The sequence below is a fragment of the Acinetobacter sp. DL27 genome, from assembly GCF_055810995.1.
In genome coordinates, this window is sequence record NZ_CM147947.1 from 929,858 (window position 1) to 949,822 (window position 19,965).

Below are 19,965 nucleotides of genomic sequence, written 5' to 3' on the forward strand. Positions count from 1 at the left end.
AAAAAACCGAGCAGTAATGCTCGGTTTTTTTATAATTTTTCATCGATATAACTGTCGAGGTCGATGTGTTTAATTTGCTTACAGTAAGCATGCTCATATTTCAGCAGTTGCACATACAAATCGGCTTCATGCCCCAGCTGGTTTTTCCGTGCCTGATAATCTTCAGATTGATGGGAACTAAAGCGTAATTGGAGTCGAGATTTGACCGTTTGTTTATAGGCCCAAAAACAGACACGTCTGAGTTGTTGTAACTGGTGATGTTCAACCGACTGGCTGTGGTCTCGAAATAAATTTTCTTTATAGAAGCGAACAAAACCAAAGTTCACACCAAAATAAAACAAGATCCACATCAGCAAACTGCTTTCAAGGAACATTAGATTTAGTCCACTTAAAAGAATCACCGCAGCGAGTTTGATGGGCGCATGGCGTTGCAATTGATATAAGGAGTTTGATGAATGTTTAATTTGCTTAATAACTAAAGGTAAGACCCACATCAGCACCAATAAAATACTGATAATGGCATAACTGTGACTTTGGAGAGGATCGAGATTCTCCAAGTGAGTTAAGTAAAAATCTTTCAGAATTAAGCTGATTGGAATAAAAATCATCACCGCCAAAACCCACGGAATAACTTCACGTTGGTCATCTAAAATACCGCGTGTTTTGATTTGACTATAAAGCAAGTAATTGCGTTTAAAAGCAGCAGGGTAGCGGGTCTCTAATTGTTGCAGTAACAGTTGAACTTGTTTGGAATGCATCGTCAAAAAAGAGCGTATGAGAAAAATAGCCTTTACTATAGTAGATTTGGAAGGGGATGACTCAAAAAAATAAGCAAAACAGAATATTCACATAGAAAAGCACAACAATTTCGCTTTTTCACTCTGAATTATGCGAAAATGTCGGATTCAATTTTTTTGTCTAAGGGCAGTTCATGACTGATCATTCTCCTGAATCTTTAAGTGATATCGAAATTTTAGACATCTTGCAGTCTATGAAAGACGATGAGCTTGATACAGAGGCAAAAGAAGAGATTCGTAAAGGAGGTAAAGCGGGTCGTCAAGAAGCACATAAACTTGCGATTGTGGCTTTAAACCAATCTTTTGAAAGTAAATTTGTTGAAGCTGTAGCTTTGGCATTAGGCCTGAACGAAGGTCAAGCCAAAAAAATTCGCTATAAAAAAGACCGCATCCGTATTTTAAAAGTACGTGGGATTGACTACATGGCGATTGATGGTGCGGAAACAGCACAGGTCTTGTCACAAGTTGCACAAGCCATTGTACGTGAAGATGCGACCGTGACCCATGATTTGCATAACATCTTCCCATTTTGGAAAGAAGGCTGGCCAATGGTTCAGTTTGACAGCGCATATAAAATTTTATCTGAAGATATTAGTATTCACTATCAAGCGACTTTAGATAAATTGCTTGAATTGTATGGTCGTTAAGATCGCAGTCTCAAAAGCACCTTCGGGTGCTTTTTTATGGCTTCTATTTAACTATGGAAAATCCAAGACAGTAATAAGCTGATGGGCCAAATAAACAGTCGCCACCATGTAATGAGTGGATTCCAGAAATACTGCCCAAAAGACAGAGTCTCGTTAAAGCTTCGTTGCCCACGTTCATAAGCATAAGGTGTAATCCGCCATGCCAAAATCAGCAAAACAATCGCACTTACGATCAGCAGCGTGTGGCTGTATTGGGCGAAATAATAGTAAATCAGATAGAGCGCAGAATAAAAGAAAGTACACGCCAAAATAGCAGGCAATGAAAAAGACATAAGCTTGACTCTATTGTATTTTTATATCAAGGCATTATAAATTAAAATACCCGATGTGATACATCGGGTATTTATCGGTTGTTGAACCTAATGTTCGTTATAACTCAGCATGAGTATTTGATTAACCCAGTGTTGAGTAAAGTGGGAAAATACCAAAGATCATTGCTGTAACCAGCATGACTAAACAAGTAATCACCGCCCACTTGATGGTAAATTCTTGGTGTTCACCGAAGTTAATTCCTGCCAACCCACAGAGTAAGTAAGTCGATGGAACTAATGGGGACAGTAAGTGTACAGGTTGACCAACAATCGATGCACGAGCCATTTCCACAGGAGTGATACCATAGTGTCCGGCGGCTTCAGAGAGTACAGGCAGTACGCCAAAGTAGAAGGCATCATTCGACATAAAGAAGGTCAGTGGCATACTAATCACAGCCGTGATTGGTGCTAAATATGGCCCCAGACTTTCTGGAATAATGGCAACCAATTCTTGAGACATGGCTTCAACCATACCTGTACCTGACAAAATACCAGTAAATATACCTGCCGCGAAGATAATCCCGACTACAGCTAGGGCACTGGCAGAGTGGTTACCAACCAAACGCTTTTGCATGTCTAAATCTGGATAGTTCACCACCAAGGCAATACACAGCGCCACCATGAACAGAATGGCCGCAGGTAAAACACCCATTACTAAGCAGACCATCAAGACCAAAGTCAGTATTGCATTAAACCATCTTAAGTGGGCACGGTTAGCTTCTGGTTCTTGCGAAATCTGAATACTGTCACCATGGCTAATATCTAATTCCACAATACCAATGCGCTTACGCTCCATACGGCCATACATAAAGCCGAGGAAGTATAACCAACCAATTGCAACAAGCATTGGTAAAATCATCGGAACAAAAACATCGTTTGGATCGACATGCAATGCCGTTGCAGCACGTGCTGTTGGTCCACCCCATGGAGTTAAGTTCATGATTCCGCTCGCAAGCATCATCAGACAAGCCATAATTAAAGGGCTCATACCAATACGCTTATACAGCGGGAGCATTGCGGCAACACAGATCATGTATGTGGTTGAACCGTCACCATCTAAAGAAACAATTAAAGTCAGTGTAATGGTGCCTAGGGTCACTTTTAAAGGATCGCCTTTAACCTGCTTTAAAATCCATTTTACTGAAGGGTCGAATAAACCCGTGTCGATCATAATTGCAAAATAAAGGATTGCGAAAAGGAGCATTACGCCCGTAGGAGCGAGCTTTTTAATGCCCTCCATCATCATATTGCCAAGTTCAGCAATATCAAATCCAGCAAGGTTGTCAACAAAGAGACTTAAAACATAAGTAAGTAATGCAAAAATGATAGGGATTAAAGTTAAAGCAACAAGAGCGCTCAGTCGTTTGGACATGATTAAGTACATGAAGCACATAATCATGCCTAAACCTAAAATGGTCAGCATGGATCAATCCTTTGAACGTGTTAAGTCTGTTTATTCATCAAGTGACAGCGATAGTATGCAATTCGGCATGATTTTTAAATGCTCTTAAACATATGTGATTTTTCGTTCTATTTTTCTAATAAATAATATATATCTATAAAGTATGATTAAGATACTTATTTTGTATAACTCCATATAGTTAAATCTGAAGCCAAAAAAACCTTGCAGTTGCAAGGTTTTGATTCAAGGCGATGTTTCTATTCTTCAACTGTTTTGGTTTCAGGCTGTAGTGTTTCTTCAAGTAGGCGCGTCACTAAAAGTTGGTCAATCTTAAAATGATCGACATCGACTACTTCAAATTTAAAGCCTGCGTATTCTACGGTATCGGCAGGGCGTGGAATTTTGCGTAGACGGTACATCATAAAACCAGCCAAAGTTTCATAATTTTCTTCATCTGGCATTTCATCAATGGCCAGTGCATGCTTCATGTCTTCAATCGGCGTGCTACCATCAATTAGCCATGAATTATTATCACGTTTAATGATCTGTTGTTCGGCTTCAATTGGAGTAACCCAATCGCCCATGACCGTAATCATAATGTCTGACAGGGTGATGACACCCACGACCAACGCATATTCGTTAATCACCACGGCAAATTTTTCTTTGGTGGAGCGGAAACGGTCTAATAACTCAGACAAGGTTAATGTGTCTGGAATAGTGAGAACATTACGAATGGTGCTTTCATTGAGTTGCAGTAAAGATTGATTATTCAGGATACGGACCAGAATGTCTTTGGCATCGACATAGCCAATTACATCGTCAATATTTTCACTACAGACTAAAAACTTAGAATAAGGATATTCCGCCAATTTTTGACGAATACTGGCTTCGGATTCATTTAAAGTAAAATACACCACGTTTTCACGTGTGGTCATACTTGAAGGAACGTTCCGCTCTTCAAGTTCAAATACGTTTTCAATGAAATGGTGTTCTTGCTTTTGCAGCACCCCAGCTTGCGCACCAGCATCCATCACCGCAGAAATATCATCAAAGGTAATGTTGTCGTCACGGGTGGTATTCACTTTAAACAGGCGGAATAACAAGTTGGCAAGAGCATTAATAATCCAAGCCAAAGGTTTGCAGACCTTAATAAACACCTGAATGGGATTAATCACCGCAATAGAGATTTTTTCAGGGGCAATCATGGCCAAACGTTTTGGCATGAGGTCAGCAAACAAAATAAACAAGGAGGTGACTAAAGTGAAAGATAGAGCAAAGCTAATGGTTTCAGACCAAGGGCCAGTATAAAAACGAGAAACAAAGCTCATGAAGTAAGGACGAAAAGCCCCTTCACCTAAGATACCGCCCAAGATTGCCACTGCGTTTAAGCCAATTTGTGAAGCGGCAAAGAAGTCAGCAGAATTTTCTTGTAAATTCAAAACTTTCTGTGCGCGATCATCGCCCGACTCAGCCAAGATTTTTAGCTTGACCTTACGTGCTCCTGCCAGTGCAATTTCTGTCAGAGACAAGAAACCCGCCCCAGCAATCAGGACTAGAATGATAACTATGTTTTGAAAAAGGCTCACGGAATCCACCTGTGATTCATCGTTATTATGAATATTTTTAACACAAAAAAATAAAGACAGTAATCACTTACTGTCTTCTATCATACCTGAGTTATTGGTATGAAAATGAATTATTTAGAGCTTGAATGCTTAATAATGTGAGAATTGCGAGTTATTGCCTAAAAACTCACGATTTTCTTCCTCAATCATTTGACGTGCCACATACAAAATCAGCTGTCTAAGCCAGCGATGTGCAGGATGGTGATGCAACAGTGGGCACCATGCCATTTTCAACTCAAATTCTGGAATATAAAAAGGTGGATCTTTAATCAGGAGATTTTGACTTTTGGCTTGTAAGCGTGCAATACGGGTAGGTAAAGTCGCGATCAAGTCTACATTTGAAGCCAATAGTGCAGGCATTTGATAATGTCGAGTGAAGACCGAAATTTTACGTTTTTGGCCAATACGCTCCAAAGCTTGATCAATCCAACCTAGACCTGCTTGTTTTTCAGGGTTAACGCCGAAACCAACGCCCATACCTGTTTTAGAGACCCAAATATGCTGCGCATCAAGATAACTTTTTAGGTTTAAGTTGCTGGCAGCAGGGTGTTTACCATTGAGCAAACATGAAAAACTGTCACGCCAAACCAAAACTTGGTGGAAGCTTTGTGGAATTTCATTGAATCGGTTAATGGCTAGATCAACTTTACCTTGTTCCATATCACGATATGACACATCACTTGGAGTTAAGAAGTCTAAGACCACATTTGGTGCTTCTGAACGTAATGCTTTAACGAGGCGGGGAACTAAGGTTGCTTCGGCATAGTCCGAAGTCATAATGCGGAAAACACGATTTGAGGTATAAGGACGGAACTCGGTACGAGGTTCCAAAATCATGGAGAGATCAGAAAGAGCGTCACGTATGCGGGGTTGTAATTCTAAAGCCCGTTCGGTCGGTGTCATACCTTCAGAAGAACGAATGAGCAGGGGATCATTAAATAAGTTACGAAGACGACGTAGAATATTACTCATTGCTGGTTGGGTGACACCCAATTGTTCAGCTGCTCGGGTTACATTTTTTTCGCGTAAAAGTACGTCCAAGTAAATTAAGAGGTTTAGATCAACCCGCTCCAGATTCATAAAATAAATACCGAGAATAAAATCATGAAATTATTTGCATTATGCCATAAGCCATCGGGCTTGTGTAATAAACTGACGAAAAAAAAAGCATCGGGTTGTATAAAGAATACCCCCTTCATTTTCTCAGAAAATGGGTTTTTATGCTTAAAAACGGAGAGCATATTAGTCCTAAGCAATGTCTCAATATGCGTAAATTGAGGCTCAGATTATCGCCTAGAAAATGGCTTGAGATGGCTTATTGTTGGTTGAATAAAAGCGTGATAAATACTCTTTTTGCTAAATTTTGAACTTTTGTCATTTGGGTCACATTAAGTATTGATTTTCGGTTTGAACTCTTTTTTCAACGGCCGAGACTTAAGTCTAATGAAGAAATATTCGACAAAGTGTGTATTTTTTAGGTTCATTCTATTTTATTTAAATTTAATAATAACAAATACTTGTTTTGGATATGTCGAAATATAATTAGACTTTTATCTATATATTTTTTAAATAAATACTGAAAATTAATGCAGAATATTGGATTAATTTTTTCTGTCAATCTAATCTGTATTCATCGCAACGAAGCGCTCTAAATCTAAGCAAAAGCTTGAGGGTCTGATTTTAGCTTTTCGTTGAAGAAAATCCTAATATTATTACAGGAAATATCATGACTACATATCAAACAGCGATTGATGCAATCCGCGAATTAAAAGCAAAATTCGGTAGCACTTGGGCAGACATCAGTCCTGAAGATGCTGCGCGTATGCAAATCCAAAACCGTTTCAAAACTGGTTTAGATATCGCTAAATACACAGCTGCAATTATGCGTCGTGATATGGCTGCTTATGATGCTGACTCTAGCAAATACACTCAGTCTTTGGGTTGCTGGCACGGTTTCATCGCACAACAAAAAATGATTGCGAATAAAAAATACTTCGGTACGACTGAACGTCGTTACATCTACCTTTCTGGTTGGATGGTTGCTGCACTTCGTTCAGAATTCGGTCCACTTCCTGACCAATCTATGCATGAAAAAACTTCAGTACCTGCGTTGATCGAAGAAATCTACACGTTCTTACGCCAAGCTGATGCGAAAGAATTAAACGACCTTTTCCGTGCGCTTAAAAAAGCAAACGAAGCAGGCGATACTGCAAAAGCTGCTGAAATCACTGCGCAAATCGACGGTTTCCAAACTCACGTTGTGCCAATTATTGCGGATATTGATGCTGGTTTCGGTAACGAAGAAGCGACTTACTTACTTGCTAAGAAAATGATCGAAGCGGGTGCTTGTGCACTACAAATCGAAAACCAAGTATCTGACGCGAAACAATGTGGTCACCAAGCTGGTAAAGTAACTGTTCCGCACGAAGACTTCATCTCTAAAATCCATGCATTACGTTATGCATTCTTAGAAATGGGTCTTGACGATGGTATCATTGTTGCGCGTACTGACTCTGAAGGCGCTGACTTGACTCAAAAAATCCCAGTGGTTAAAGAGCCAGGCGACATCGCTTCTCAATACATCGGTTTCCTAGACACTGTTGAAATTGACATTGCTGATGCTCAAGAAGATGAAATCTTGATCAAACGTAATGGTAAATTACACCGTCCTAAGCGTTTAGCTTCTGGCTTGTACCAGTTCCGTGCTGACACTCAAATTGACCGTGTTGTACTTGACTGTGTATCTAGCCTTCAAAATGGTGCTGACCTTCTTTGGATCGAAACTGCGACTCCAAACGTTGACGAAATCGCGCACATGGTTAACCGTGTACGTGAAACTGTTCCAAATGCGAAGCTTGTTTATAACAACAGCCCATCGTTCAACTGGACTTTAAACTTCCGTCAACAAGCTTACGACCGTTGGGTTGCTGAAGGTAAAGACGTTTCTGCTTACGACCGTGCTAAATTAATGAGCGCTGAGTACGATGCTACTGAATTAGCTGCTGATGCAGACGCTAAGATCCGTACATTCCAAGCAGATGCTGCTCGTGAAGCGGGTGTGTTCCATCACTTGATCACACTTCCGACTTACCACACTGCTGCGCTTTCTACTCATGAGCTTGCACAAGGTTACTTCGGTTCTGAAGGTATGTTGGCTTATGTTGCTGGCGTACAACGTAAAGAAATCCGTGGTGGTATCGCTTGTGTTAAACACCAAGCAATGGCGGGTTCTGACATCGGTGATGATCACAAAGAAATCTTCTCTGGTGACAACGCTCTTAAAGCGCACGATGATGCTAAAAACACAATGAACCAATTCGCTGCTCACTAAGCACTGAACTGATTCAAAAGAAAACCCTGCGAAAGCAGGGTTTTTTATGAGTTAATTTTAAGCTTGTTGAATAGACTGAACGTGAAATATGGAACAAAAACATTAAGGCATCAAAATCAGCAGCCAAACAATAAAGATAATACCTAAAGAAACAAACTGTGCTGCACTGCCCATGTCTTTGGCATTTTTTGAAAGCTCATGCCGCTCCAGTGAAATACGATCCACAATTGCCTCAATGGCTGAATTGAACAATTCAACAATAATTGCAAGTAAACAGACTGCTACCATGAGGGCTTGTTCTAAGCGACTGACATCACAGAAAAAGCTTGTTGGAATCAGAATCAGGTTAATCAACAGGACTTGGCGAAAAGCAGCTTCGTGCGCAAATGCGGCCTTAAAACCTGAAATAGAATAATGAGTTGCATTAAAAATACGTTTAAAACCTGACTTTCCTTTGAGTGGGGAATATTGGCTCATACCATCAACCATTTTAAAATTTCAGCCACAATACATGATCTATATTAAAAGTCACTTAATTATAGTATTCAAAAGGTGCTTAATCTATGTACACCTAAAATAAGGAGAAAGAGATTAAAAAAGCCTGCTTTTTAATCTCTATAGTTAAAGGATGGATATGGGTTGGAAGTAAACGAGATGCTCAGATGTTTAGTTTACTATGTGTGTGACTTATTCTATTTTTTCAAAAAAGCATCGGCGGCTTGACGTCCCAAAGCAGGATCATCGGTAAAGACACCATCCACTCCCGCTTTAAAGAAAATGTCAAACTCTGCCAGTGCACCTTTTTCGCACTTTTCAGCGGCGATGGCGCTACAGTCTAAATAATCTGGTAAGAAATTGTTTTCAGGGCGTAGGGTATAAGGATGTACTTTTAAGCCCACAGTGTGTGCATCGTTCACAAAACTGGTCGGGGTCGCTGGCTGAGTATTCGGCACGATATAGGTTTTACTTGGCCCAACACCATGCGCATAACTTGCGACGTCTTTTAGGCCTTGAGGTGTTGCCATATCACTATAGCGGAGTGTTGATTTGGCAAGCACAGCATCGGCAGGTTGTTCGGACTTGCCGCCATAGAGTTGAATAATTTTGACATGTCGAATCGATTTTAATTGATCCAACTGCTGACGCATCTGTTTTAAGTTGCTGACTTCAAACGACTGAATATAGACTGGTGCAATGTCACGACTATAGGTGTGTTTGGCCAGCGTGGTTAGTAGGCGTTGCTCCATGGCTAAATTGAGACCTTGGAAATAGCTGGGATGTTTGGTTTCGATATACAGGCCCACAATTTTTCCTGTCTTTTTATAGTGCGCATCCACCAGCTCAATAATTTCATCTAAAGTGGGAAGATCAAATTGATCATTATATTGGGCATTTGCTGGACGAATCTCTGGAATACGTTCTCGTGCCTTCAGTTGCTTCAGCTCGTTTAAAGTAAAGTCTTCAGTAAACCAACCTGTGTAAGTCACGTCATCAATGACTTTACTTGTCTTGCGTTCTGCAAACTGCGGTAAGCTGCTGACATTGGTGGTTCCTCCGATTTCATTTTCATGGCGAGCGACTAAATTACCGTCTAGAGTTGGCACCAAATCAGGCTCAATAAAATCTGCACCATCATCAATCGCTTTTTGATAAGCGGCTAAGGTGTGTTCAGGGCGTAGCGTGCTGGCGCCGCGATGTCCAATAATAAGCAATGTAGGCTCAATGTAGTTGGCGTTGTTTGGCGGTGCTTGGGACGCTGCATTATCCTTCTCATCATGATGACAGCCCAATAAGCCTAAAAAAATAAAGCTCAATAATGTTCTTTTTAACATGTGTTCCTCAACATTTTATTGTGGTGTTGCGGACTCAGTGTTCAATTTTAATATCTCAGATCAATGACAAATTGCGAAAAATTACAGGATGTCATGAATTGGTCAAAAAGCTTTCTTCATAGTTTCTTCATATTTAGCTCTAATGTTCTATTTCATGTTGTTAAGTCTTGTTTTTTAATGATTCGTCATAGAAGATCAAGCATGAAGTGATACCAGTTTCTAGATCTAGCCTCAGACCCAAGAGTACCGCAGTCCCATGCTGTCTAAATTTTTTATTCATCGTCCAATTTTTGCTGGTGTGCTGGCGATTATCGTGATGGCATTTGGTTTATTTGCCACCTTCCAGTTGCCTGTAGAGCGCTACCCCGATATTGCACCTCCGCGAATTACGGTGAGTGCAACATATACGGGTGCGTCGGCAGAGACGGTGGAGGAGAGCGTTACTCAGGTTTTAGAGCAGCAAATTAAAGGGATTGATCATTTACTGTATTTTAGTTCGAGCAGTGACTCGAATGGTCGTAGTCGAATCAGCATTAGTTTTGAAAATGGAACCGACCCAGATACCGCTCAGGTTCAAGTACAAAATGCCATCAATGGGGTGATTAACCGCTTACCAGAAGATGTGCAGCGTCAAGGGGTCAATGTCTATAAGTCGCTTGGCGATACGCATATGGTGATAGGGCTTTATGACCAAACAGGCAAAAGCAGCAATATTGCACTGTCAGATTATATGATGACGCATTTGGAGCAAGATTTAGCCCGTATTGATGGAGTTGGTGAGGTTGATGTTTTTGGTGCGCAGTATGCCATGCGTTTATGGCTGAATCCGCATAAACTGCGCCAATATGGACTGATGCCGAGTGATATTCGTGCAGCGGTTGAAGCGCAAAATACTCAAGTGGCCGCAGGGGCAATTGGCGAGTTACCCAGCCTGTCAGATCAATATTTAAATGCCAAAGTTACCTCAGGTACACGTTTAAAAACCGTTGAAGAATTTGAGAACATCATTGTCAAATCGACCCGCAATGGCAGTTTTATTTATTTAAAAGACGTCGCACGGGTGGAACTAGGCGCGGAAAATTACCAGTCGTTTAATACCATCAATGGTTTTCCTTCAGCGGGGATGGGCATTTCACTGTCTTCAGGTGCCAATGCCTTAGCGACGTCTGCATTGATTAAGCAAGAGGTTGCCCGTTTATCTTCTAAACTGCCTGAAGGCTATCAAATTGTTTATCCACGTGATAATACGCCTTTTGTGCAAGAGTCGATTAAGGAAGTGGTCAAAACACTGTTTGAAGCAGTGCTTTTGGTGATTGTGGTTATGTTTGTATTTTTGCAAAACTGGCGCGCAACGTTGATTCCGACCATCACTGTGCCTGTTGTAATTTTAGGCACGCTTGCCATTCTGTATGTGCTCGGGATGAGTATCAACACCTTAACCTTATTTGCATTGGTCTTAGCCATCGGGCTTTTGGTGGATGATGCGATTGTGGTGGTGGAAAACGTTGAACGGTTGATGCATGAACAGCAGATGAGTGCACAACAAGCCTCGATTGCATCGATGCAGGAAATCAGTGGGGCATTGATTGGGATTACCTTGGTGTTAACCGCAGTGTTTATTCCCATGGCTTTTTTCGGTGGCTCGACAGGAGTGATCTACCGTCAGTTTTCAATGACCTTAGTTGCTGCCATGGCGCTATCGCTGCTGGTCGCATTGATTCTGACGCCAGCGTTGTGTGCCTTAATTTTAAAACCCAATGATAAATCGGCACGATGGACAACTTGGTTTAATCTGAAATTGGATCAGCTAAAACAGCGTTATTTAAAGTTGAGTACTCAGACCATTCAGCACAGTAAAATCATGCTGGTGGTTTTTGTGGCGCTCATTGCCGTCTTTGCGCTGTTTTATCGTGCTTTGCCGACCAGTTTTATTCCCAGTGAAGATCAGGGTATTTTAAGTGTGCAGTTTAAACTGGCCGATGGCGCACCGCTGAGTCAAAGCCGTGTGGTGGGAGAAGAAATTCGCCAATACTTTTTAGACCAAGAACAGGCCAATATCAATTTAGTGATGATCCGCTATGGGCGTAATTTCTCAGGAACAGGACAAAATTTAGGTCAGGGTTTTATTGCGTTGAAACATTGGGATGAACGTAAGGGGAAAGAGAACTCCGCACAAGCGATTCGAGAACGGGCGATTGCTCATTTTAGGTCGCATCGAAATGCACAAATTAATGTAAATATGCCGTCTTCAGTCAGTGGCTTAGGGCAAACCGATGGCATGGAGTTTTGGATACGTGATATCAATGGCGAAGGTCGTGCTTATTTAGAAGCACAGTTCAAAGCTTTGCAGGAAGCATCCAAGCAGTACTCTAGTTTTAGCAATTTAGATAAACGTTCTAATCCTGATAAAGCCGAGCTCAAAGTGGATGTAAACCAAAAGCAAGCTTTGGCCAATGGACTCAGTCAGACCGCCATTAATAGCACCTTATCCAGTGCTTGGGGTGGAAGTTATATCAATGACTTTATTGACCGTGGTCGGATTAAACGGGTAATTATGCAAGGGGATGCCGAGTTTCGTTCAAAACCTGATGATCTTCAAGCGTGGACCGTACGTAATGATCTGAACCAAATGATTCCTTTTACAAATTTTGCCCAAGTATCTTGGAGCGGAGGCCCTGAGGTGGTGAATCGCTTTATGGGCTATACCGCACTAGAAATGGAAGCGGATACAGCACAAAATGTGAGTTCGGGACAAGCCATGCAAGACGTACAAAGCATGGTGCGAGAACATGACGGTATTGATCTGGCATGGAGCGGATTATCTTTCGAGGAAAACCAGTCCAATAACCAAGCATTGCTGCTGTATTTGGTCTCCATAGGCTTTATCTTTTTATGCCTTGCTGCTCTTTATGAAAGTTGGAGTATTCCAACAGCTGTCATGAGTGCGATTCCATTAGGTATCGGTGGCAATATTCTGTTCAGTTATCTGACGGGTTTTCCGAATGATATTTACTTCCAAATTGCCTTGCTGACCACGATTGGTTTATCTTGTAAAAATGCGATTTTAATTGTGGAATTTGCTTCATTGGCACAGCAAAAAGGCCAAACCGCAATTGAAGCAGCGTTGGAAGGAGCAAGCTTACGGTTACGCCCGATTTTAATGACGTCTTTGGCTTTTGGCGCGGGTGTCACACCTCTGGTCTTTGCCTTTGGTGCAGGGGCAGCAAGTCGTCAGGAAATTGGGGTGAGTGTACTCGGTGGCGTGATTTTTGGCACGGTATTAGTGTTGCTATTTATTCCTTTAATGTATGTCTTGGTTCGCCGTGTGTTTCATGGACGAACACCTCAGGACGAAGGTTAAGCTTGAATCCGAAACATTCGTATGCAGCGAATCGGCAAAGCGAACCTTTAACCCAATCAGGCCGAAAGACCTGACATTTAAAGATCCTTTGCTATACTCGCACAGATAAAGAAAAACAATATTTGAGTGGTGTATGCCAAATCCGTCATTTTCACAGCAAGATTTCCAAGAGCAATTAAATCAGCCCGATAACCATGCTTTTATCCAAAGTCTGAAACAGTACAGCACTGCGGATTTGGCTGATATTTTAATGGGCCTGCCTATAAATGACCAAATTCGGCTATTGGAACAATTACCACAAGCCAGTTATGTCTTTGAGTTTTTAGCATTAACCGAGCAGCAGCAGCTAGCAGCGCAATTGCCTCAGGCTTTGCTGGTGAAGTTATTGGCTCATATGCATTCGGATGACCGTACCGATTTATTTCAAAGCTTGGCACAAGAGGTTCAAGGTCAGATTTTTCTGCAGCTAGATGCGCATGTTCAAGCCCAGCTGAAGACCTTGATGGATTATCCTGCCGAGTCTGCGGGTGCAATTATGAGCACTGAGGTCATTACGGTACATGCCGAAATGACCATGCAACAGGCGATTCAACATATACGACAGCATGCAGCGGAAAGTGAAACTTTATATCTCATTTATGTGACCGATGCCTCGCGCTATTTACACGGTGTGATTTCGCTGCGGCAAATTATCCAGTCTCCGCCTGAACAATCGATTGGACAGGTTATGACCAGTCATGTCATCACGGGTTTAGTCAGTGAGGATCAGGAAAGTATTGCACAGAAACTGGCTCATTATGATTTTATGGCTTTGCCCATTGTCGATGAGCAGCAGCTTCTATTGGGGATTGTGACTTATGATGATGCAATGGATGTGGTACAACAAGAAACCACAGAAGATATTCTAAAAAGTAGTGCGGTTGCGGCCAGTCCGCAGATGAGTATTAAAACGGCTCCAATCCTCTTGCTGTATAAGAAGCGGGTGTTTTGGCTGGTGTTTCTGGTTTTTGGCAGTTTACTCTCAGGGCTGGGAATTGCACACTTTGAAGACTTGATTGCGGCGCATATTGTTTTAGTATTTTTCCTACCTTTACTGGTGGGAAGTGGGGGAAATGCCGGGTCTCAGTCTGCAACCTTAATGGTACGTGCACTGGCAACGGGCGATGTACATTTTAAAGACTGGTTTTATTTGCTAGGACGGGAAAGTCTGGTTGCGCTGTGCTTAGGTGGAACTATGGCAACGGCAGTCTCCATCTTGGGCTATTTCCGTGGGGACATTCTGGTCGCCGTAGTATTGGCACTGAGTATGATGGGTATTGTGTTGATGGGTTGTCTGATTGGTATGAGCCTGCCATTTATCTTAAACCGCATGAAACTCGACCCAGCCAGTGCATCTGCACCTTTGGTCACCTCAATTTGTGATGCGTCAGGCGTGGTGGTATATCTGCTGATTGCCTCGCAAATTCTGACCTTGTCTTAAGCTAATAAGTAATTGTTTTAACACAAAGTTAGCACAGAAAAAAGTCATAAAAACCAGCATAATTCAGTGGTTTTATGATGTTAATGTGGTTGAAATGATGGAGATCAGTAACAACATGCCTGAACCCTTAGAACAAAAAAAAATGAGCCAGCAAGATGTCATTCGTTTAGAGCGTGATTTGGCCAAATATGCCAATATTATGGATTCTGTGGTGCGTATCCCGTTCACCAAGCAGGGTGTCGGTGCCGATGCTGCGTTGAGTACTGTTCCGATTGCTGGTGATATCGCTGGTTTTGCCCTAACTTGTTATGCCATTTATAAAGCCAAGCAAATTGGCGTACCGCAAGAGAAATTGAGTCCAGTATTGAAGCTGGCTATGATTGATGCTGTGGTCGGTTTTATCCCTGTGTTAGGGACATTGTTTGATATTTTTATACGTCCGAGTCGTAAAGCACTGGATGTGGTTCATGACCATATTCGGGAAGAATACCAAATCCATTCAGAGCATCATGTGACTCATCCTTTTCTTCATGAAAAATTGGAAAAGAAACAGCAGCAATCCGCATTTTGGCGAAATCCAGTAGTGGCATGGCTTTGGCTACACATCCCTGATTTGCTAGGGCTGATCTTTTTGGTGTGTTTTATTGGCTTATTGTGGTGGGGTGGCAGTGTGATGTGGCATTGGTTACAGGGATTAAACGTAGGATAGCCGCTGATGAAATTTGAAGGTCAGATTACGGCAAATTTGCCAGCGATTGATTTGGCGTGCGCTGCTTCATTTTATCAAAGCTTGGGCTTTGATCTGGTTTATCAGTCCGCAGAGTGGATGATTCTGCGTTTGGGCGAAATGACACTGGAATTTTTCCATCATCCGCATTTAGACCCAAATAGTTCATGGCATAGTGCCTGTATTCGCGTAGCAGAGATTCAACCCTATTATGAATACTGGTCTAAAGTGAATTGGTCATTGTGGGAAAGGGCTCGTCTGACCGATATTCAGGATTTTGACGAGATCCGCCAGTTTTGCATCATTGACCCAAATGGCAGTTTATTACGCTGTATCGAAGTGACGATTGAATAAAAATGTCCTGTTATGCAGTGTCACAAAAAGCCTCCAATTGGAGGCTTTTTAAAATCTTGTGAACGAATTGTTTATGGACAATCGAGCTGTTGTAAAGCAGCAACACGTTGTTCAATCGTTGGGTGGGTTTGGAACAACGCGGCTAAACTAAAGCCTTGTTCTTGACCTGCCGCGATCGCAAACGCTTTCATTTCTTTAGGCATCGCATCTGGAAGTTGTGACTCCGCTTGTAAACGTAACAAGGCTGAAATCATCGCTTGTTTGCCTGCAAGACGTGCACCTGCTTCATCTGCACGGTATTCGCGGTAGCGGGAGAACCACATTACGATTGCAGAAGCTAAAATACCAAAGACAATATCAAGCACGATGGTAATGGCAAAATAAGCTAAACCTGGAGCTTCTCCGTCTTCACGGCCAAAGACATTACGGTCAATGAAATCACCTGCGACACGTGCAAAGAACATCACAAAGGCGTTCACGACACCTTGAACGAGCGCCAAAGTCACCATGTCACCATTGGCCACGTGACCAATTTCGTGAGCCAAGACTGCACGAAGCTCGTCTTTATTCATACGCTCAAGTAAGCCGGTAGAAACTGCGACTAATGCATCGTTCTTGTTCCAACCTGTAGCAAAAGCATTAGATTGGTAAGACGGGAAAATACCGACTTCTGGCATTTTAATACCAGAACGTTGCGCTAATTGAGCGACTTCTTGTAACAACCATGCTTCAGCTTGGTTGCGCGGGGCATTTGGGTCAATTAACTCTGTACCAGTTGTTTTTTTCGCCATCCATTTTGACATGAATAGAGAAATCATTGAGCCAACCATACCAAAGACAAAACAGATAACCAGTAGGTTACCTAGATTTAAGCCACCCGCGCCATGGTAACTACCGACACCGAAGAGTGACAAGATAATGCCAGCTACAACCAGTACCGCGAGGTTGGTTAGCAAGAACAAACCAATCCGCATCATTGAGAAAATCCTCTTATAATAAAAAAATAATCTGATTTATAAATCGAAAATCATTGATCTCAATATGAGGTGAAACTCTTCAAAATTCAAGAAAAAATAATAAAACTGCTATAAAAATTATTCTGAAATTTGGATGCGGGCAGAGGCGGTTGCATTGGCGGTGGCGTAGGAACCCGGCGCATCAGTAAAACTGCCATCGGCTGCGAGGATAATTTGACGTGAAGGTGCGCTACGACTCACACTGAGTTGCGTGCTTGGGGAAGAGTCTGCATCGTAATGTGCAGATTGGGCAATGACTTGAGCATTGGCTGGTGTGTTATTCGAGCCTGAAGAGATGTTGATCCCGCCTGCATATAAATTGCTATAACGGCTACTCACGCGGCGAACATAGTCTTGAGTTTCACGGAAGGGTGGAATACCACCGTACTTTTGTACATTGCCTTCGCCAGCATTGTAACCTGCAAGCGCAAGACTGGTATTGCCGTTAAAGCGTTTCATTAGCCATGCCAAATACTTGGCACCTGCATTTATGTTCTGCTGTGGATCATACGCATTAGAGACATTAAATCGCCGTGCTGTCGCAGGCATGAGTTGCATAAGACCCTGAGCCCCAACAGGTGAGCGTGCATTGACATTAAAGCCTGATTCGGTATGCATGACCGCTTTAATTAAGCCTTCAGAAACGCCGTGGGTTTGAGCTGCTTGGCGAATAATGTGGTCAAAAGCATTTTTGTTGCGACTATAACTGGGCAACACGGAAGACTCAGAAGCCCCCCAATTACTATAACTGTGGATATTGCTGTCTGGATAATAGGTTTTCTTTTCGACTTTTAAGTTGCTATAACGACTTTGTTTATTGGTTAACAAGGTCGTGCCGTTGGAATCTCTCAATTGGTAGATGGTTTGACCCGCGTGACAATCCAGTGCCATGAACGAAATCGTCATACACCCCAAAACGTAAAAACGACTCAAAAGCAGCTTATTTTTCATTATCTATTATTAATCGTAAAAAAATCGATTTCAGTGACTAGAAATGAGTTTAGCAAAAAAAGAACCGTCTGAAACTATTTTAAGTTCAAAAAATCCATGACTTTGTAAAAATCAAGTCAAATTGTTGAGCAAGTAATCAAAAAAAATAATTAATTTATTTTTAATGAGGATTGCTTGACTGGGTTAAGTTGTTGAAATTTAATGGTAAATAAATTGATCAAAAAATGATCAATTTAAATAGAAGCCTTAAAGAGTAGGGGGGACACCCTGTCAAGTCGATTAGAATCCACAAAGTTATCCCCAGCTTTTGTGGAAAAATGTGGAAAAGTCCAAAACATAAGCAGTTCAGCTAAAATATGAACGCAATCGTTCAAAGTTAAACCGATTTCAATACATGAATATGACAGCAATGACAATTCATGAGAATTTACATTCTTTAGGTGCGAGATGGCTGTGAATCGGATAAAATTGCGCGGTATTTTTTTTAAGGTTTAACTCGTCTATGTTCTCGCCAGTTGAGTCCAATCAGGGATTTAATTTTAAACCAGAACTACCCACTAGCTCTGCGTATTATCGTCTGTTGAAAAAGTTACGCCGTCAGGTGGGTCATGCCATTCGCGATTTTAAAATGATCGAAGAAGGCGATAAAGTGATGGTCTGCATCTCCGGTGGTAAGGACAGTTATACCTTGCTCGATATTATGTTGCAGTTTAAACGCATTGCACCGATCAATTTTGATGTGGTGGCTGTGAATTTGGACCAGAAGCAACCCGGTTTCCCTGAGGACGTGTTACCACGTTATTTAGAAGAGAATAATATTCCCTACTATATCTTAGAAAAAGACACCTACAGCATCACCAAACGTTTAACGCCTGAAGGCAAAACCTACTGTGCAGTTTGTTCACGCTTACGCCGTGGCTCTTTATACGGCTTTGCGCAAGAAATTGGCGCAACCAAAGTGGCGTTGGGGCATCACCGTGATGATATCTTGGCGACCTTCTTCTTGAACTTGTTCCATGGCGGTAGCTTAAAGGCGATGCCTCCTAAATTGCTATCGTCAGATAAAAAGAACATCTTGATTCGCCCACTGGCTTATGTGGAAGAAAAAGACATCATTAAATATGCTGAAATGCGTCAGTTCCCGATTATTCCGTGTAACTTGTGTGGTTCTCAGGAAAATCTGCAACGTGCCATGTTAAATGACATGTTGCGTGAGTGGGATAAAGCGCATCCAAAGCGTCTACACAGTATTTTTGGTGCTTTACAAAACGTCTCGCCATCGCAGCTGGCGGATCGTGAGTTATTCGACTTTGAAGCGTTAGATAGCGAACGTGAATTCGACTTTAAAGGTGAAAGTTGTTCAACGGAAGATGAGCCAGAGAACAAACGTATTAACATGGTTAATCTTGGCTTTGCAGCAGACTAATTTTGTCAGTTAGGCCAATGCAAAACACCAATCATTGATTGGTGTTTTTTTTATGTGGATGATTTTGATAAACTTTGTATAAGAAATATAAAATATGAACGGTACGTACAAAAAACTTTAGGCACATGTAGGATATACATGCTATAACAATCTCCGAGCATATTTAGCTTCACAATGATGCCGTCTGGATAGGCAGCACACAACGAACAAAGAATTGAGGAAACATCATGCCTGCTTTTTTAACTGATGATTGGTTTTCAACTGTAGAAACATTAACTGCTCAAGCGGGGAATTTGAACCTGCCGCCAGCACTTGCGAATCTTGCAATTAACTTAGTTGTTGCTGACAATGCGGGTAATACCGAATTATCTTTAGATGGTGGCGCAATTAAAAAAGGCTTGTCTTCAAACGCGAAAACAACCTTGAACATGGATGCTGAAACACTGCGTAAAGTGTTCCTTGAATTTGATATGGCTGCAGCAATGCAAGCGTTCATGACGGGTAAAATAAAAGTTCAAGGTGATATGTCACAGTTGATGGCATTGCAAACAGCGAAGCCAAGCCAAGAGCAAAAAGATTTATTTAAGAAAGTGCTTGAGCAAACGGCTTAAGCGTTCTGAAATAAAAAAAAGCTTACCTATAAAG

At 41.7% G+C, this 19,965-nt stretch carries 17 protein-coding genes; 8 read left to right on the forward strand and 9 right to left on the reverse strand.

Features of this window, described 5'->3' with window-relative positions; all coding sequences use genetic code 11:
• Positions 1 to 29: 29 nt before the first annotated feature.
• Entirely contained in the window at positions 30 to 758 is a 729-nt protein-coding gene (locus AC0KVP_RS04465; RefSeq protein WP_473339260.1) for a hypothetical protein, read from the reverse strand.
• Between the two features lie 173 nt (positions 759 to 931).
• Between AC0KVP_RS04465 and AC0KVP_RS04470 the strand changes: the two genes are divergently transcribed.
• Complete coding sequence (locus AC0KVP_RS04470) at positions 932 to 1,444, forward strand: hypothetical protein (RefSeq protein ID WP_004982687.1); 513 nt, start codon at positions 932 to 934, stop codon at positions 1,442 to 1,444.
• A 47-nt stretch (positions 1,445 to 1,491) separates the two neighbouring features.
• Here the strand turns inward: AC0KVP_RS04470 and AC0KVP_RS04475 are convergent, their stop codons facing one another.
• From AC0KVP_RS04475 to AC0KVP_RS04490, 4 genes are all read right to left on the reverse strand, one after another.
• On the reverse strand, positions 1,492 to 1,776 hold the full coding sequence (locus AC0KVP_RS04475; RefSeq protein WP_473339262.1) for a hypothetical protein: 285 nt from the start codon (positions 1,774 to 1,776) through the stop codon (positions 1,492 to 1,494).
• A gap of 121 nt (positions 1,777 to 1,897) precedes the next feature.
• Positions 1,898 to 3,238: a CitMHS family transporter gene (locus tag AC0KVP_RS04480; RefSeq protein WP_473339264.1), complete on the reverse strand. Its 1,341-nt coding sequence runs from the start codon at positions 3,236 to 3,238 to the stop codon at positions 1,898 to 1,900.
• Between the two features lie 236 nt (positions 3,239 to 3,474).
• Positions 3,475 to 4,803 carry a polyamine export protein PaeA gene (gene paeA / locus AC0KVP_RS04485; RefSeq protein WP_058870077.1) on the reverse strand — a complete coding sequence of 443 codons (1,329 nt, stop codon included), beginning with the start codon at positions 4,801 to 4,803 and terminating at the stop codon, positions 3,475 to 3,477.
• Between the two features lie 129 nt (positions 4,804 to 4,932).
• Positions 4,933 to 5,922 (reverse strand): LysR family transcriptional regulator, encoded by a 990-nt coding sequence (locus tag AC0KVP_RS04490; RefSeq protein WP_004982677.1) that lies wholly within the window; start codon positions 5,920 to 5,922, stop codon positions 4,933 to 4,935.
• A gap of 646 nt (positions 5,923 to 6,568) precedes the next feature.
• Here AC0KVP_RS04490 and AC0KVP_RS04495 point away from each other — a divergent pair.
• Positions 6,569 to 8,173: an isocitrate lyase gene (locus AC0KVP_RS04495; RefSeq protein ID WP_473339267.1), complete on the forward strand. Its 1,605-nt coding sequence runs from the start codon at positions 6,569 to 6,571 to the stop codon at positions 8,171 to 8,173.
• A 102-nt stretch (positions 8,174 to 8,275) separates the two neighbouring features.
• On the opposite strand, the gene AC0KVP_RS04500 is transcribed toward AC0KVP_RS04495, so the two are convergent.
• Complete coding sequence (locus tag AC0KVP_RS04500; RefSeq protein WP_125273237.1) at positions 8,276 to 8,650, reverse strand: diacylglycerol kinase; 375 nt, start codon at positions 8,648 to 8,650, stop codon at positions 8,276 to 8,278.
• Positions 8,651 to 8,865: 215 nt separating this feature from the next.
• A complete protein-coding gene (locus AC0KVP_RS04505) occupies positions 8,866 to 10,005 on the reverse strand; it encodes a glycerophosphodiester phosphodiesterase (protein ID WP_473339268.1) in 1,140 nt (379 codons plus the stop codon).
• Between the two features lie 256 nt (positions 10,006 to 10,261).
• Between AC0KVP_RS04505 and AC0KVP_RS04510 the strand changes: the two genes are divergently transcribed.
• The 4 genes from AC0KVP_RS04510 to AC0KVP_RS04525 all read left to right on the forward strand — a co-directional run bounded on the left by AC0KVP_RS04510 (position 10,262) and on the right by AC0KVP_RS04525 (position 15,927).
• Entirely contained in the window at positions 10,262 to 13,366 is a 3,105-nt protein-coding gene (locus AC0KVP_RS04510) for a multidrug efflux RND transporter permease subunit (protein ID WP_473339269.1), read from the forward strand.
• Positions 13,367 to 13,499: 133 nt separating this feature from the next.
• Entirely contained in the window at positions 13,500 to 14,846 is a 1,347-nt protein-coding gene (mgtE, locus tag AC0KVP_RS04515; RefSeq protein WP_473339271.1) for a magnesium transporter, read from the forward strand.
• 115 nt (positions 14,847 to 14,961) lie between these two features.
• Positions 14,962 to 15,555 (forward strand): DUF4112 domain-containing protein, encoded by a 594-nt coding sequence (locus AC0KVP_RS04520; RefSeq protein ID WP_473340415.1) that lies wholly within the window; start codon positions 14,962 to 14,964, stop codon positions 15,553 to 15,555.
• A 6-nt stretch (positions 15,556 to 15,561) separates the two neighbouring features.
• On the forward strand, positions 15,562 to 15,927 hold the full coding sequence (locus AC0KVP_RS04525; RefSeq protein WP_473339272.1) for a bleomycin resistance protein: 366 nt from the start codon (positions 15,562 to 15,564) through the stop codon (positions 15,925 to 15,927).
• Positions 15,928 to 15,998: 71 nt separating this feature from the next.
• On the opposite strand, the gene htpX is transcribed toward AC0KVP_RS04525, so the two are convergent.
• Both htpX and AC0KVP_RS04535 read right to left on the reverse strand, forming a co-directional pair.
• Complete coding sequence (gene htpX, locus AC0KVP_RS04530; RefSeq protein WP_004695643.1) at positions 15,999 to 16,904, reverse strand: protease HtpX; 906 nt, start codon at positions 16,902 to 16,904, stop codon at positions 15,999 to 16,001.
• Between the two features lie 117 nt (positions 16,905 to 17,021).
• Positions 17,022 to 17,894 (reverse strand): lytic transglycosylase domain-containing protein, encoded by an 873-nt coding sequence (locus tag AC0KVP_RS04535; RefSeq protein WP_062033993.1) that lies wholly within the window; start codon positions 17,892 to 17,894, stop codon positions 17,022 to 17,024.
• A 502-nt stretch (positions 17,895 to 18,396) separates the two neighbouring features.
• Here AC0KVP_RS04535 and ttcA point away from each other — a divergent pair.
• Entirely contained in the window at positions 18,397 to 19,320 is a 924-nt protein-coding gene (ttcA, locus tag AC0KVP_RS04540) for a tRNA 2-thiocytidine(32) synthetase TtcA (RefSeq protein ID WP_004695645.1), read from the forward strand.
• 227 nt (positions 19,321 to 19,547) lie between these two features.
• A complete protein-coding gene (locus AC0KVP_RS04545; protein ID WP_004695646.1) occupies positions 19,548 to 19,931 on the forward strand; it encodes an SCP2 sterol-binding domain-containing protein in 384 nt (127 codons plus the stop codon).
• Positions 19,932 to 19,965 lie beyond the last annotated feature (34 nt).

Excerpts from the sequence above, each read along its gene's own strand:
- AC0KVP_RS04465 (WP_473339260.1), bottom strand. The coding sequence starts at position 758 with ATGCATTCCAAACAAGTTCAACTGTTACTGCAACAATTAGAGACCCGC.
- AC0KVP_RS04470 (WP_004982687.1), top strand. The coding sequence starts at position 932 with ATGACTGATCATTCTCCTGAATCTTTAAGTGATATCGAAATTTTAGAC.
- AC0KVP_RS04475 (WP_473339262.1), bottom strand. The coding sequence starts at position 1,776 with ATGTCTTTTTCATTGCCTGCTATTTTGGCGTGTACTTTCTTTTATTCT.
- AC0KVP_RS04480 (WP_473339264.1), bottom strand. The coding sequence starts at position 3,238 with ATGCTGACCATTTTAGGTTTAGGCATGATTATGTGCTTCATGTACTTA.
- AC0KVP_RS04490 (WP_004982677.1), bottom strand. The coding sequence starts at position 5,922 with ATGAATCTGGAGCGGGTTGATCTAAACCTCTTAATTTACTTGGACGTA.
- AC0KVP_RS04495 (WP_473339267.1), top strand. The coding sequence starts at position 6,569 with ATGACTACATATCAAACAGCGATTGATGCAATCCGCGAATTAAAAGCA.
- AC0KVP_RS04500 (WP_125273237.1), bottom strand. The coding sequence starts at position 8,650 with ATGAGCCAATATTCCCCACTCAAAGGAAAGTCAGGTTTTAAACGTATT.
- AC0KVP_RS04505 (WP_473339268.1), bottom strand. The coding sequence starts at position 10,005 with ATGTTAAAAAGAACATTATTGAGCTTTATTTTTTTAGGCTTATTGGGC.
- AC0KVP_RS04510 (WP_473339269.1), top strand. The coding sequence starts at position 10,262 with ATGCTGTCTAAATTTTTTATTCATCGTCCAATTTTTGCTGGTGTGCTG.
- mgtE (WP_473339271.1), top strand. The coding sequence starts at position 13,500 with ATGCCAAATCCGTCATTTTCACAGCAAGATTTCCAAGAGCAATTAAAT.
- AC0KVP_RS04520 (WP_473340415.1), top strand. The coding sequence starts at position 14,962 with ATGCCTGAACCCTTAGAACAAAAAAAAATGAGCCAGCAAGATGTCATT.
- AC0KVP_RS04525 (WP_473339272.1), top strand. The coding sequence starts at position 15,562 with ATGAAATTTGAAGGTCAGATTACGGCAAATTTGCCAGCGATTGATTTG.
- htpX (WP_004695643.1), bottom strand. The coding sequence starts at position 16,904 with ATGATGCGGATTGGTTTGTTCTTGCTAACCAACCTCGCGGTACTGGTT.
- AC0KVP_RS04535 (WP_062033993.1), bottom strand. The coding sequence starts at position 17,894 with ATGAAAAATAAGCTGCTTTTGAGTCGTTTTTACGTTTTGGGGTGTATG.
- ttcA (WP_004695645.1), top strand. The coding sequence starts at position 18,397 with ATGTTCTCGCCAGTTGAGTCCAATCAGGGATTTAATTTTAAACCAGAA.
- AC0KVP_RS04545 (WP_004695646.1), top strand. The coding sequence starts at position 19,548 with ATGCCTGCTTTTTTAACTGATGATTGGTTTTCAACTGTAGAAACATTA.